The following is a 13,711-nucleotide window of genomic DNA, read 5'->3' as shown; positions in this document are numbered from 1 at the left end:
GGTCCAACGAGGAGTTTAAAATTATTTGGAGGAGTTGGCAAGTGGTTTTTTATTTGTGTAAGAAATTTTCGAACCATACACAAATTAAATGCCATTACCTACATTTTTAGTTTGCCATAAACAGTTAACTTCATCTTTTCTAAAAATTCCCAATGTCAATTAAATTCCTGATTATATTTCTAAAGAGCTTATCTTGCCTTCTTTTTTCAAAATAAAGCTTATGTTTTTTGGATATTCATTTTTATATTGGGTACTTTATAACTGTAAATAAAACGAGGTGATTTCAATGACAAGTAGAATGAACCAGAAAGAAATTGAAACGTTAAGGGAACTTATCAAAGACGTTGAAACTGCTATGCTAACTACTGTGACTGAAGAAGGGCTTGTATCTCGCCCAATGAAAACACAAGAAGTTGAATTTGATGGTGACCTATGGTTTTTTACTAAAAAAGAAACTAATAAATATAGAGAAATTTTACATAATCAGAATGTAAATGTAGCTTATGTAGGAAAGTCCTATGTGTCTGTACGTGGAAAAGCAGAAATCGTTGAAGATGTAGTTAAGAAAAAAGAATTGTGGAGTAAAATGTATGAAAAAGTATTACAAACTACGTATGATGATCCTAATCTTATTCTCATAAAAATTAACGTAGAAGCTGCCGAATATTGGGAACAAGGAAACTTATTAAAGAAAATCGCCTTTTTCTATAAGCGAGTAACAGGAAAAAACTCTGAATCAGCTAATATTAACGAAACTCTTGAAATCAAAAACTAACAGTTATAATTCGTATTTTCCTAAGTCGGGAATTATTATTTATTATCTTTATTAATTTCTTTTAGCTCAACATTTTCCGTCTTGTTCCACAATATTTTTTATTCTAACTCACATAAGGTCGTTTCTTTTGAAAGATGAACATGAAGGAGTTCAATTTATAAACTTATGATATTAAAATAGTTTTGGTCCGGTACTTAATCTTTCTTTTCCAATAAGGTTATAATTTGTTCATTGTGTTCAATAATTTTATCCAACTTTTCTCCGATTTCATTTAACTTTTTTATTCTTAAAGTGGCGTTTATCAATATTCTCCTAATAAAAAGAAAAAAAGACACTACAAACAAAATTATGAGTCCAAAAACGATTATTTGGTAAATAATTGCGATAATTGAAGTCATTGGTATTTCCTCCCATTTTAAGTACAATTATAAGTAATATTTCATTATAATAAGTTCATCTTTCCGTCCCATTACTCGAACTCCTTCATCAATAAAAACTTGTGCAATTCGATTTATACAGTTCAATCCTAAAACGATTTCACTCACATCTCGAAAATTTTCTTTTACAAACGCAGGTAAAAACTTCTTTTTTGAAACGTTCATCATAAAAATAGAGTTCCATTTAAGCCTCTCCGTATTAGTACGTAATTACCTCTTAATTTATTTTTGTTTCCACACAATTCAGTTAACCTTATATTACTTCGATAAAAAAGGCCAGACTCCTTCATAAAAAACACTTTAAAAGAAGTGTAATCTTTAAATTTAATATCCCATCACTCTGCCAAAAACGCTTTGATTTCACCAAGATGATCAGCTTTGTAGAATTTAAGAGGATGCTTTTAGTAACCAATTTAATTCCGTCAGGATAATAAGGCATTAATCATTTAGCTTAAGATCGTCCAATTGATTATTTCATCTTTATTATAATTGAGATATCTATTCGATGTTATAAATACAACATGCTGCTCCTTTTTTTAATTACCGCTTCATTAACTACTGCATTGAACTCCTCGTTATAATTCATAAGCATATACTACATCCATTCTCTTCATCTCTTAATCCCTTTACTTTAATTTTAGCTTCTTAACTTCGACAAAAAGAATCCTCATATGAATAAATTCCCTAATTTTATGAATGATCATTTTACTATATTATTTTTAAAAAATGTTAAAGGGACTGACTTTTTGAACAGCCCCAAGTATTTCTAATTTTATTACTTAACCCTTTTAAACTAGGCTTGTCAAGATAGCTAAATAGCTTGAGAACACAAATAGAATACTAAGTAAAATGGTGATCATCGCCGATTGTTTCTTATAAAAAGTGTAGAAAATCATGGCTAGAAACAGGCATGCAATGATTAATAGTAAACTACTTGTGGTATTAAGACTAAATTGTAAATCCGCTCCAGGATAATATTCTCCTTGGTATAGGAGTTCAAATAGGATTGACAGGTCATAAACTTCTGATGTATTTCCACCCGGCGGTGATTGTTGCCCCATTGCCGCTGTTATAGAAAAAATCAATAACGCAACAATACTCTCAACTCTCGACCAAGGTATTGGATTAAAATTTTTATCCTTTTTCAAATTATGACGAATAAAAATACCATTAATGGCTGCATAAGCAAGTAATGATATAATCATTAACTGTTTTATTAATAAAAAATTTCCATAATTTACGGTCCACGCATATAGATAATGTGAAAGGTCAACAAAAAAGGACATCAATATAATTCCTGATACAACTGTTGAAAGAATGCAACCGACTGCAAGTGGAGTGAACCACCTTAGAAACATTAGCCAATTACCGTAGTTTTTGGAAAACCAACTAACAATCAACAAAGTTCCAATCCAAATGCTAACAGCAGTAAAATGAACTAGATGGGTTATGAGTCCTTTTTCTTGTTCTAAAGAACTGGCATGACTAGACCAAGAAAGGGTTAAAATGAGCACCAAGGTTAAAAGGCATCCAATCCATGAATAGTTTGATTGATCCGAATGATAAAACCTTAATATAAAAAATAGTAATAGAAAAACGACGAAAACAGTAAAGATCCATGCCTTTCCAATATCGAAAGTCAATAGTACTGTCTGGAATCCCTTTTGCCAACCAATTCTTCCCTGTAAATTGAAAATCAATCTAAGTATAGGCATAAAGGAAAATAAAGCGATTCCGACCGTAGCAAGTATTAATATTCCTTTTTTTACATATATAAATGGACGATAGTTATTTGGAACGAAGGTCAGGATAAAAGTCCCCATTAAGATCGAAACACACAAATATATAATAAACTCACTAAAAATGACAGAAATCATAAATTATTTCTTTCTCCTTAATGCAAAGAAAATAATCATAATAGCTAAAATTAACATGACAATAACAATCGGAATTAGATTTGATGATCCCTCATCTTCTGCTTGATGACTAAAGTCCTCATTTTGATCGATCTCTTGTTTTTCCTCATCATTTTGGTTTCCTTTATCATCCTTTTCAGTTTCAACCTCCGGATTTTCTTGATCATTTGGATCTACTGGTGTTTCTGTTTCAGGAACATTGATTTCAAATGAAAATTCACCCTCCATTTGATGACCATCTGCGCTTATGATAGACCATACTACTCGATAATTTCCATTTTCTAATTCATTCGAGATTTTTCCAATAACCTCCGTATCAGTAACAATAATTTCTTCGATCGGAACTGTTTGTCCATCTGGACCAAATAACTCAATTGTACTTCCTTGCTCAACATTACCATCAAAAGTTAAGGTTATACTATCGATATTTTCAGTAATAACTTCACCATCTTCAGGAGTTGAAACCTCTAAATGGGAATGGGCAAATGTAGCGGGTACAAATGAAAAGAGAAATAATAAAGTAAGCACAATAATTTTTTTCAATCTAACTTCCTCCTAAAAATTTTTTACTGAGAATTTTTGAACATAAAGTTTATAATTAAACTATTTTCAATAATAATATTTATCAATAATAAATTTCCCATTCATTGTCCGATTAACTAGTACTATTATGATTTAATATATTAAGAACGGGAAATTATAGGTTTTAATATTAAAACAAATATGATATATTCTATTAAACAATTTAGATACAGTATATATTCTTTTCGTTTCTTTCCCTAAATATGTTATCTACATTATTACGTATAACTGAGTTATAAAGATACATTTTTTTATAAAAAAATTTTATTCCTACTTCCAAATCATATCTAATTTATCCGAATAAAAGATGATTGCCTTTTTATATTTTAATAATTCTTCATTATTTGTAGTTTCAATCAAACATCTTAATAATAATTCTATGGCCATACGGTGTTCGCCTAAATTATAAAGGGTCATAGCGTAAAAGGTTTGGATGGCTCTATTATTTGGAAATAAATCCATTCCTTTGCGTAATATGTTTTTTGATTTTTCATACTCACCTAATGTCCGATATGTACTGCCTAATCCAATAAAAGCTCCTTCTAATTCATTTGAAGATAATCCTAGATCAATGGCTTTTTCATAAAATAGAACCGCTTTCTCTTCATATCCTAATAGATCTAAACTCCATGCACAATGATAATTTATTGTTGCATGATCAGGATATTGTTCAACTAAATTCATAAGTATTTCACTTGATTTTTTTAGATTTCCATTTTTACGTAATTGAATAGCTTTTTCTAATTCCAATTCCACGTACCTCTCCCCCTTTACTTTTATCGAAACACTTATTGATCCTAATTTAACATTAAACGATTTGCCTGCCCACAAAGATCCATTTTTGTCCCGGTGTAGTGAATCTTAATATAGAATTCACAAAAAAAGCTATCTCATTCCATTTATTTCGATTGAATCACTTCCTGTATTTCATCACCGTGAACTTTAATTCATTTGATAACCGATACAACTTTCCCTGTTAAATATCATACTTTAAGTATCGTATTGGTAAACCGTTACAGATTAAAAAATTTGAATTCTCTCTATTTCGAATACATTATGATGTTAGCTGTAGAATTTTCGGTAAATTTAATTATAATCATTCTGATTCGTTATAAAATGGAAATTTAAAAAAAATACCTAGACATCTAAATCTTTATTATGTAAAATATACATAACATAATGTTATATATATTTTACATTAAATTTTTCTGAATGGTGATGTTTAAGTGAAAAACCGTGTAAAATTAGCCCGTATCGAAAAGAATTTAACTCAAGTCGAACTTGCGAAAAGCGTGAATGTGTCAAGACAAACGATAGGTTTAATTGAAAATGGCAAATATAATCCAAGTTTAAATTTATGCATTAATATCGCTAAAACACTAGGAAAAACTTTAGATGATCTTTTTTGGGAGGTTGATAAAGGTGATTAAATCTTGGCTATCAAAACTTTTACCAAATGACGAGTATAAAGAAAAGAATATACTTTACTTTTTAGCAGAATCAGCTGTAATTTTTTGCATGATCTTAATTTTTGTTATTATTCTTTCTATCACTGGAATATTTAATAAAAATATTCCGATTGAAGTATTTGGTTTATTTTCACTATGGTTCTTTTGTGTATATATCTTTTTAAGATATGTATTTTCAGGCATAGAGTATACCGAAATTTTTACAGAAGCAGACTATAAAAAAGAAAAGAATTTGCTTTTGAAAAATAATCTTTTATTTTTATTTCTCCTTATTATTGGATTTACCTTTTTTAATGGAATAACCTCAACTTTCTTCGAGTTCGTTATTGATTTGGTAATGCCATGTATTTTTATTGCTTTAATAAAGTATGTAATGGAATTAATTTCTTTAAGATGGTCCTATAAAAAGAATAAAAGAATAGAATAATTGCATTGAACTATAATATTTTTATCAAATCATATTGAATGTTCGGTTTTAAGAATTCTCGTAACATTAAGTCTAGGTCCTATTTATTCGGGACCTAGAAATTATTTATTCTTCATAAATCATCTTTTTCGTCATTCCCCCATCTACGGTGAAATTCTGTCCGGTTATAAAATCGTTTTCTCTATTGGCCAAAAATAAGCACAATCGCGCAATATCTTCTGGTTTTCCCACTCTACCTGACCAGTGTTGACGATGATCCGTTTCTGTTAATTTTGTTGGATCGCCCGTGTGAATCCAACCAGGACTAATGGAATTTACCCGTATATGATATGGACTTAGACTAGCTGCTAAAGCATGGGTAAGAGCAATGATTCCTCCTTTTGATGCAGCATAACTTTCTGAATGTGGTTCAGACATAAACGCTCTTGTCGATGCGATGTTAATGATAGCACCACCAGTTTCTTTCATATATCTTCCTGCTTCTTTTGAACATAGGAAAACACTTCGCAAATTTGTCTGAATCACTTCATCCCATTCAGATAAGCTTAACTCAAAAATAGGTACGAATTTACTGATCCCTGCATTATTTACTAAGCAATCGATTCTTCCATACGTTTGCACCGTATATTCGATCAAACGTTTGACATCTTCTTCCTTTTTTACATCTGTTTCCACAAAAATAGTCCGATTGTTAAATAAATTTATTTGTTCTTCTGTATTTTTTCCTACACTAGCATTGATATCGGCTAAAACTACATTGCCTCCAGCTTTCGCAAATGCGAAGGCAATTTCTCTACCTATTCCCATTGCTGCACCTGTTACAATAATTGTTTGATCTGTAAACATCGCTCGCCTTCCTCACAACATTTTGTAAGATTTTATTAATAGTATAAGTAAAGAAACCAAAAAATAAAATATTTTAGATAAAATTTACCTAAAAAGTGATCCCCGTTACATTTAGACTATTTGCTTTATAGATGTTTCGCACAAAAAATGATATTTTCGCACATTATTAGCCAATTTCGCACGATTTTTTTAAGTTTCGCACACTTTTTATCGACTTTCGCACAGTATTTTTATTTTCCGCACGTTTTTCCCTTGATTTCGCACAAACATACCAATTTTCAAGTAGAAATTATCGTATTTCCTGTAAATAAAGAGCTGAATTAAAAAAATTTTGTATCAATATAAAAAAGATGACCAAGAAGGTCACCTTTTAATGCATTTTTTCATTTGGTTTTCTAGTTGTTGATATTTTTAAATTCCTCATCGGATAACGAATATTTGAAATCGTAAAAGTTAAAATCGCAATCCAAATACATGTAAAAGTTATGATGTGGTCTATTGTAAAAGCTTCGTCATATAAAAGTACACCAAGAAATAAACTAATGGTCGGCGCTATATATTGTAAGAAACCGAGTAGATAAAGAGGAATTTTTTGTGCTCCAATTCCAAACCATAAAAGTGGCAATGCCGTTGCAATCCCTGATCCCATTAACAACCAATCAATTTGAACCGTTCCAGTCGTAAAACTATGCTGTCCATTTATACCTAAATATGATAAGAATATAATAGCAAATGGCACAGCGAATAAAGTTTCTAGGAATAATCCTAAAATGGAATCCACTTTTATCAATTTTTTAGCTAAGCCATAAAATCCAAAAGAAAAAGCTAATATAAGTGCTATCCATGGAAATTTTCCAATTGAAATGGTCATATAAAGAACACCAATTCCTGCTAAAATAAAGGAGAATGTTTGCAACTTGTTGATCTTTTCACGTAATACAAAAACTCCTAATAACACTGAAACTAGTGGATTAATATAATAACCTAAACTGGCATCTACAATATGTCCTTTATTCACAGCAAATATGTACGTTAGCCAGTTCGTACTAATAAGTAAAGAAGTTAGAAACAGTGCAAACCATGTTTTCTTTTGACTCATTTGAACTTTAAAGAAGTTCTTTAATTGTTTTCTTTTTCGTAAAATTACTATAATGGATATAAAAACAAACGACCAAACAATCCGATGAGCCAAAATTTCAGAGGATGGGACTTCATCCAAAAACTTCCAATAGATTGGTAAAATTCCCCATAATGTATAAGCACCAATGATAAAGAAAATTCCTATTGTTTTTTCACCTTCCATTTTTTCCTCCTGTTTCTCTTTGTTGTTATCCTTCCACGCGCAACAATGTAAAAGTTATTCAGTATTCATCATTCCCTCCTGGCCTTTTAACGATAGTTTGCTTGAAATTTCCTAATAAATAACATTAATCTTTTCTAATTGAAATTTTTTGATTCAATAATTTTACACCTATAAAATTAAATAATCAATTAATTAACTTTATATTTGTTTCATAGACTTAATTTATTTGTTAAGAAAATAAAATCACTGATACATATAAATTTCTCTTTAAAAAAATGTATTTTAGTTAAAACAGATTATAGTTGGTCGTTGAACGTTTCTTTGATGTTTTAAAATATTACACATAAGAAATATCTGATATATACGTAAATAAAGTGTGTCCTAACCGTAATTTTATAGTCTCATTAATTTGCTATATTATGTTATAACAAATTGTTTCGGTTGGAGGGAATACATAATGTTGAACAGATACAAATTCGACTCTTTTAAAAATTTTATCTTTTTAGCTAGTTTATTTGTATTTTACTTAGTTGGTTCGGGAGAAAGTGTATTTGCCCATGGAGCTGCTCCAAATGAGAGTGCAAATGTGGACTATAACTCAGATAATCTCGAAGTAGAAAAAAATGATACAACTTCTACTCTTACATCTACCGGTCTTATCTTAGAAGGAAATATTGGAGATGATGTCATTTCGTTACAATCATTATTAAATACTCATGGTTATGATTTAATAGTTGATGGCATCTTCGGTGAAAAGACAGATCAAGCTGTTAGAGACTTTCAAGAAACGAATGATCTTAAAGTAGATGGAATTGTCGGCCCACAAACGAAAGCAGCACTACACTCAACCACACCAACGGTAAAATTAGAAATAAAAAATGAAGAAGAACAAGTAGATCCATCGTCGAATTCAAATTCTTCAAATACAACGCAAATTGATTCTGATGTTGTATCAATTGCAAAAAGTTTAGTTGGCACACCTTACAAATGGGGTGGAACTACTCCTGATGGCTTTGATAGCAGTGGTTTCATCAATTATGTATTTTCACAAGTAGGTATAAATTTAGAACGAACCCATGAAGGAATGTGGGAAAATAACGGTACACATGTAGAAAGTCCTAGTATAGGTGACGTTGTATTTTTCGAAAATACGTATAAAGACGGTGTATCACATAGCGGAATTTATATTGGTAACAATCAAATGATTCATGCTGGTACAGAAAAAACAGGTGTTGAAATTACCTCATTAGACATCAGTTATTGGAAAGATCGATATATTGGAGCAAAATCCTTCAACTAAACAATATAACTATCATAATGAATGAAGCGAACACCTTTTAGTTGAATTTTATTAAGCAACCGTTCAACTAAAAGGTGTTTTTAATCATACAAATTATACAGCTAAAAAAGTATATTTTTCTTGAATGTTCCAGTAATACTAGTGAAGTTATTTCTCCATATGCTAAACATGAGAATATTAAAAAAAAGGAAAATATCACAAAAACTGCCCTAAAAAATTAGTTCAATACTATGTAATTCAGTGTTATATCATTAATAACATAATATGGAATTATTCATAATAAGAATGTATAATGACCTGACGTATAACACTTTAAGTAGAAAGATTATAGTGAGTCATAATGGTTAAACAAACAGTAGAATAAATCATCTTTACTATTAACTTTCAACAATCATTAAACATTCATAGTACAAATGAAAGCTCCTCTTACGTTTGAAAGATACACTATTTCTTTATCGTGATGAATCTTTCCGAAGTCTTGACAAAATCCATATTTCAATATCCAACTTTCCCCTTCTTATCAAAACCATTATATTAACCATTTGTACATTTCATACTGTTCTATTGGTTCTTTCTCAAATCCAATATTCCTAAGAAATTCAATCATTTGAATTTGATCAGGCATACTAATATTTAATTTTTGTAGATTAAGATGATTTATTGTATATAATAACAATGCCGTGGCAATTCCCTTTCTTCTGTCCTCTTTATTTACATAGATGAAATATATTTTTCCATATTCTGTTATAACTAACGCCCCTTTTAATTGGTGATCTAAATAGGCAGCAAAGCAGTGAGCGCTTACATCCTGTAAAAAATATTCCACTTCATTTTGCCAGTTGATATGAATAGGGCTAATTTGCTCTCTCACTTCTTTGGCTACTGATAAATTAACCTTTTTTATCGTAAAATGTGGCAATATTTTAATAGTTTGTTTCAATGATCCATCAGCCAATGATTTACTATAATATAAAAGTTTATTTTGCTTTTTAAAACCTTGTTTTTCATAGAATCGAATGGCATGCTCGTTATCTGACAATACTTCTAAACTAATTCGGATACAGCCTCTATTCAATCCATTTTGAACAAACAGGCGAAATAACTCACGGCTCATACCTTTTCCTCGAAGATCAGAAACGACACAAAAAGCACCACATCTTAAATTTTTATATCCATCAAATATTCTTATGCCACCAACTATCAATCCAACCGGCTTATGATCTCTTAATGCAATGAACGAGTCTTCCAAAGTATTTCCTTCAGGTCCAAAAAAACGTTCAAAAAAATGCTCCATTGAGATTTTCATTGGAATTGGATAGTCTGAGTATCCATTAATAAAAGCTTGATATATTAATGTTTGATTTACTTCCGAACATCTTTTACAATCTATATCCTTATTTAATCTGGAATTATTGTACATGTAATCACTCCTAATACCTATAAAATTCAGATCTCATCAATTTGCATCGAAAACAATTATCTCCACTACGCCTTTGCCATTTCCATCAATATCTAACAATCAAAAAAAGATTATAAATATGGCAATAAGATATATCGTAAAAAACAATAATTCGAAAATGGTTAATTTATATATTAAAGGTACAATTGTTCCATTTTTGATTATCTACATAAATTTTACCGTCAATCATACAAACATACCAATCTTTTTCGCAATTCAAACTATCTCGTTTACGATATATCTACTTTTTCATGAAACTCATTTACCGATGGGAAAAATTTAAATGAAGAATATTTAGAGTAAGCAACAACACAATAAATGTACCTTTATATATCAGGGCTCACTTCCTTATTGTATATGAAAAAACGACCCATTTAACCACTTAATGTAAAAAACCGCTGATGTTAAAATCAGCGGTTAACATGTCCCTATATTATTTGATAAGTTTCGCACCAGAAATTCCTGGCTCAGTCATTTCATGGGGATTCAAAATAATATCTAACTCTTCTTTTGTCAGAACCCCTTCTTCAAGACAAACTTCACGAACCGATTTATTTTCTTCCATTGCTCTTTTAGCGATTTGTGATGCCTTTTCGTACCCAATATGTGGATTGATTGCAGTGATAATACTAATACTTTTATCAACATACTGTTGTAACTGTGGCTTATTAGCTTGAATACCACTTAAACAATATTTCGTAAATGAACGGAAGGCATTGTTCATAATATGAATAGATTGTAGTAAGTTAAATACTAACACCGGTTCCATTACGTTTAATTCCATTTGTCCCGCTTCAGAAGCCATGCTAATGGTATGATCATTACCAACGACTTGGAATGCAACTTGATTAATCATTTCAGGCATAACGGGATTGACCTTTCCAGGCATGATCGATGAGCCCGGTTGTCTTGCAGGTAAAGATATTTCTCCTAAGCCCGTTTTAGGTCCTGAAGCCATTAAACGAAGGTCGTTGGCAATCTTTGACATGTTGAGCATACAAACTTTTAGTGCAGAAGAGACCTCAGTATAAGCATCGGTGTTTTGAGTTGCATCTACGAGATGGTCAGCACTACGTATTGGTAAGCCACTAATAGAAGCAATTTCTTCTACCGCAACTTTGATATAATTAGGATCCGCATTTAAACCTGTTCCAATAGCTGTAGCACCCATATTTACTTCAAATAAATAAAGTCTTGAAGTGCGAATCCGTTCGATATCTCGACCGACAACACGACTATATGCTTCAAACTCCTGGCCTAATCGAATCGGAACAGCATCTTGTAAATGTGTCCGCCCAATCTTTAAAACACCGTTAAATTCTTTTGCTTTTTTAAGGAAGACTTCTTTCATATTTTCCATTGTTTTTAGTAAGTCATTTAACATATTTAATGTCGCGATATGAATCGCTGTCGGAAACGCATCATTTGTCGATTGAGACATGTTGACATGAGTATTCGGACTTACATATTCATACATCCCTTTTTCGTAACCGAGGATTTCAAGGGCACGATTGGCAATCACTTCATTGACATTCATATTTATTGAAGTGCCTGCTCCACCTTGAATTGGATCGACAATGATTTGATCATACCATTTTCCTTTGATCATTTCATCAGCTGCTTGTACAATGGCATTACCAATTTTAGAATTTAAACGGTTACATTTCATATTCGCAATTGCCGCAGCTTTTTTTACAATAGCCATAGCCTTAATTAATTCATCATGGATACGGTAACCTGTAATCGGAAAATTCTCAGCTGCGCGCATCGTTTGTACACCATAATACGCATCAGCAGGTACTTTCTTTTCTCCTAAGAAGTCTTTTTCAGTACGCCATTTGTCTTGTGTCAACATTCCATTACCCCTTGTCTAACATATATTTACGTTCTACCTTTACTTTAACATTTCTGAGTAAAATATTAAACATTTTACGAGAAAAGTAAAAATGAAAAATATGGGAGACAAAATTTCAAGTTATTCATTGATGTTAAGACTATTATTTTATCATTCCAAACATTTGAGAAAGATTATAGTATTTTCGAAAATATTTTCCTACTATATTTTATTTTCAATTTCTTTAGTTGACAACATATTTATATTCATATGTAACTATTTATTAAAATCAATTTTTTTATATAATTTTAATAGAATAAATTAAGTAAATGGGAAAACAAAGTTTCTATATATCATTCATATGTAAAAGGTGGATAAGGTCAATCTTACATTTATGATACTAATTTAACTGGAGGGAAATATTAACTCCCCTCTCAGTACAATTTTTCAAAAAGTCTCATCACCATATTCTGTGATGTTCACACAATTCCGGCAATAAGTTAGCGAGATTGATACTCAATCTAGAGTAGCTCCTTCGTCAGCTTGCAGACCACTAAGTGGGTAGAATGGAAGTGGTCAAGCGCTTTCCTTGACGGCTTCCATTCTAGCCACTACAATGCGGAAAGCTGATGAAGGGCATGGTTAAGCAACCTGATTTTTATAAGTTTTACCTGTACATTCCAAAAATACACGTAGTCGAAATCTTTCAAGGTTTCTGAAGGCCACGTCTTTTGATGTTCTTAATCTTATGGTTTGTACCTTCAATCCGGCCATTCGTAAAAGGTGTAAGAAAATATTGTAAAATTTGAGCCTTCCAATTTTCTATCGTCTTGGCAACTTGATGAAATGAAGGAAATGGGCTGCTCCATGCGAGTTGAATCCATTCTTCTAAGAGTGAATCAGCTGTATCATAGTCATTCACTTGGTATATTTCTCTAAAGAGTTCTTTTAGAAAATAGGCATATGACAATTCTGAATGCTCTTTGAGCATCTCGTCTAATTGTTGTTTTTCATTAGCCGTTAACTTTTCAGAACCTTTCAAGAGTTTAAACCGTCCCTTTTTTAGTCCAGGAGTTTTCTTTCTAACTTGGTCAAGTGCATGTGTCACCTTTTGCACCACATGATATTTATCAATGACGATACAGGCCTCTGGGAATATAGATTTAACAGCTTTATGGAAGGGATCCCACATATCCATAACAACGGTATGAACGCATTTATCAGACAGAATCTTCTTGGCAAGTAAGATCTGAGTTGAACGATAACTCCGTTGATGTTCCATACCAAGCACACTCCCGGATTGGGTATCCATAAGAACTGTTTCATATCGGTGACCCTTTCGGACAGCGATCTCATCAAGGCT

At 31.3% G+C, this 13,711-nt stretch carries 13 protein-coding genes and 1 pseudogene; 4 read left to right on the top strand and 10 right to left on the bottom strand.

Annotated elements, in window-relative coordinates; all coding sequences use genetic code 11:
• The first annotated feature begins 286 nt into the window (after positions 1-286).
• Positions 287-775 carry a pyridoxamine 5'-phosphate oxidase family protein gene (locus tag OEV82_RS14760; protein WP_173662175.1) on the top strand — a complete coding sequence of 163 codons (489 nt, stop codon included), beginning with the start codon at positions 287-289 and terminating at the stop codon, positions 773-775.
• A 194-nt stretch (positions 776-969) separates the two neighbouring features.
• Here OEV82_RS14760 and OEV82_RS14755 read toward each other — a convergent pair whose 3' ends face one another.
• The 5 genes from OEV82_RS14755 to OEV82_RS14735 form a co-directional block, all read right to left on the bottom strand.
• Entirely contained in the window at positions 970-1,173 is a 204-nt protein-coding gene (locus tag OEV82_RS14755) for a DUF4083 family protein (protein WP_173662177.1), read from the bottom strand.
• Between the two features lie 27 nt (positions 1,174-1,200).
• Positions 1,201-1,380 carry a hypothetical protein gene (locus tag OEV82_RS14750; protein ID WP_173662179.1) on the bottom strand — a complete coding sequence of 60 codons (180 nt, stop codon included), beginning with the start codon at positions 1,378-1,380 and terminating at the stop codon, positions 1,201-1,203.
• Between the two features lie 620 nt (positions 1,381-2,000).
• Complete coding sequence (locus tag OEV82_RS14745; RefSeq protein ID WP_173662181.1) at positions 2,001-3,089, bottom strand: copper resistance D family protein; 1,089 nt, start codon at positions 3,087-3,089, stop codon at positions 2,001-2,003.
• A gap of 3 nt (positions 3,090-3,092) precedes the next feature.
• Complete coding sequence (locus OEV82_RS14740) at positions 3,093-3,671, bottom strand: copper resistance CopC family protein (RefSeq protein WP_173662183.1); 579 nt, start codon at positions 3,669-3,671, stop codon at positions 3,093-3,095.
• Positions 3,672-3,980: 309 nt separating this feature from the next.
• On the bottom strand, positions 3,981-4,466 hold the full coding sequence (locus OEV82_RS14735) for a tetratricopeptide repeat protein (protein ID WP_263062293.1): 486 nt from the start codon (positions 4,464-4,466) through the stop codon (positions 3,981-3,983).
• Between the two features lie 470 nt (positions 4,467-4,936).
• Here OEV82_RS14735 and OEV82_RS14730 point away from each other — a divergent pair, with 470 nt between their 5' ends.
• A complete protein-coding gene (locus OEV82_RS14730; RefSeq protein WP_173662187.1) occupies positions 4,937-5,140 on the top strand; it encodes a helix-turn-helix transcriptional regulator in 204 nt (67 codons plus the stop codon).
• A complete protein-coding gene (locus OEV82_RS14725; protein WP_173662189.1) occupies positions 5,133-5,606 on the top strand; it encodes a DUF3278 domain-containing protein in 474 nt (157 codons plus the stop codon). The genes OEV82_RS14730 and OEV82_RS14725 overlap by 8 nt, the downstream gene beginning before the upstream one ends.
• A gap of 105 nt (positions 5,607-5,711) precedes the next feature.
• Here the strand turns inward: OEV82_RS14725 and OEV82_RS14720 are convergent, their stop codons facing one another.
• Both OEV82_RS14720 and rarD read right to left on the bottom strand, forming a co-directional pair.
• A complete protein-coding gene (locus OEV82_RS14720; RefSeq protein WP_173662191.1) occupies positions 5,712-6,452 on the bottom strand; it encodes a glucose 1-dehydrogenase in 741 nt (246 codons plus the stop codon).
• A 370-nt stretch (positions 6,453-6,822) separates the two neighbouring features.
• Positions 6,823-7,755, bottom strand: a complete 933-nt coding sequence (gene rarD / locus OEV82_RS14715; protein ID WP_263062292.1) for an EamA family transporter RarD — start codon at positions 7,753-7,755, stop codon at positions 6,823-6,825.
• A gap of 457 nt (positions 7,756-8,212) precedes the next feature.
• Between rarD and OEV82_RS14710 the strand changes: the two genes are divergently transcribed.
• Complete coding sequence (locus OEV82_RS14710; RefSeq protein WP_173658073.1) at positions 8,213-9,055, top strand: C40 family peptidase; 843 nt, start codon at positions 8,213-8,215, stop codon at positions 9,053-9,055.
• 529 nt (positions 9,056-9,584) lie between these two features.
• Here the strand turns inward: OEV82_RS14710 and OEV82_RS14705 are convergent.
• From OEV82_RS14705 to OEV82_RS14695, 3 genes and pseudogenes are all read right to left on the bottom strand, one after another.
• Entirely contained in the window at positions 9,585-10,475 is an 891-nt protein-coding gene (locus OEV82_RS14705; protein WP_263062291.1) for a GNAT family N-acetyltransferase, read from the bottom strand.
• Between the two features lie 472 nt (positions 10,476-10,947).
• On the bottom strand, positions 10,948-12,369 hold the full coding sequence (gene aspA / locus OEV82_RS14700; protein WP_173658075.1) for an aspartate ammonia-lyase: 1,422 nt from the start codon (positions 12,367-12,369) through the stop codon (positions 10,948-10,950).
• Between the two features lie 621 nt (positions 12,370-12,990).
• A pseudogene (locus OEV82_RS14695) lies at positions 12,991-13,711 on the bottom strand (ISL3 family transposase); the annotation flags it as partial.

The sequence above is a fragment of the Pallidibacillus thermolactis genome (genome assembly GCF_025660415.1).
Lineage (GTDB): Bacteria > Bacillota > Bacilli > Bacillales > Caldibacillaceae > Pallidibacillus > Pallidibacillus thermolactis.
The sequence above is the reverse complement of the archived record's forward strand: the minus strand, read 5'-3'. Positions and strand labels throughout refer to the sequence as shown.

Bases quoted from the DNA above. Each gene is read 5' to 3' on its own strand.
- rarD (WP_263062292.1), bottom strand. From the start codon at position 7,755: ATGGAAGGTGAAAAAACAATAGGAATTTTCTTTATCATTGGTGCTTAT.
- OEV82_RS14720 (WP_173662191.1), bottom strand. From the start codon at position 6,452: ATGTTTACAGATCAAACAATTATTGTAACAGGTGCAGCAATGGGAATA.
- OEV82_RS14755 (WP_173662177.1), bottom strand. From the start codon at position 1,173: ATGACTTCAATTATCGCAATTATTTACCAAATAATCGTTTTTGGACTC.
- OEV82_RS14745 (WP_173662181.1), bottom strand. From the start codon at position 3,089: ATGATTTCTGTCATTTTTAGTGAGTTTATTATATATTTGTGTGTTTCG.
- aspA (WP_173658075.1), bottom strand. From the start codon at position 12,369: ATGTTGACACAAGACAAATGGCGTACTGAAAAAGACTTCTTAGGAGAA.
- OEV82_RS14750 (WP_173662179.1), bottom strand. From the start codon at position 1,380: ATGATGAACGTTTCAAAAAAGAAGTTTTTACCTGCGTTTGTAAAAGAA.
- OEV82_RS14760 (WP_173662175.1), top strand. From the start codon at position 287: ATGACAAGTAGAATGAACCAGAAAGAAATTGAAACGTTAAGGGAACTT.
- OEV82_RS14710 (WP_173658073.1), top strand. From the start codon at position 8,213: ATGTTGAACAGATACAAATTCGACTCTTTTAAAAATTTTATCTTTTTA.
- OEV82_RS14705 (WP_263062291.1), bottom strand. From the start codon at position 10,475: ATGTACAATAATTCCAGATTAAATAAGGATATAGATTGTAAAAGATGT.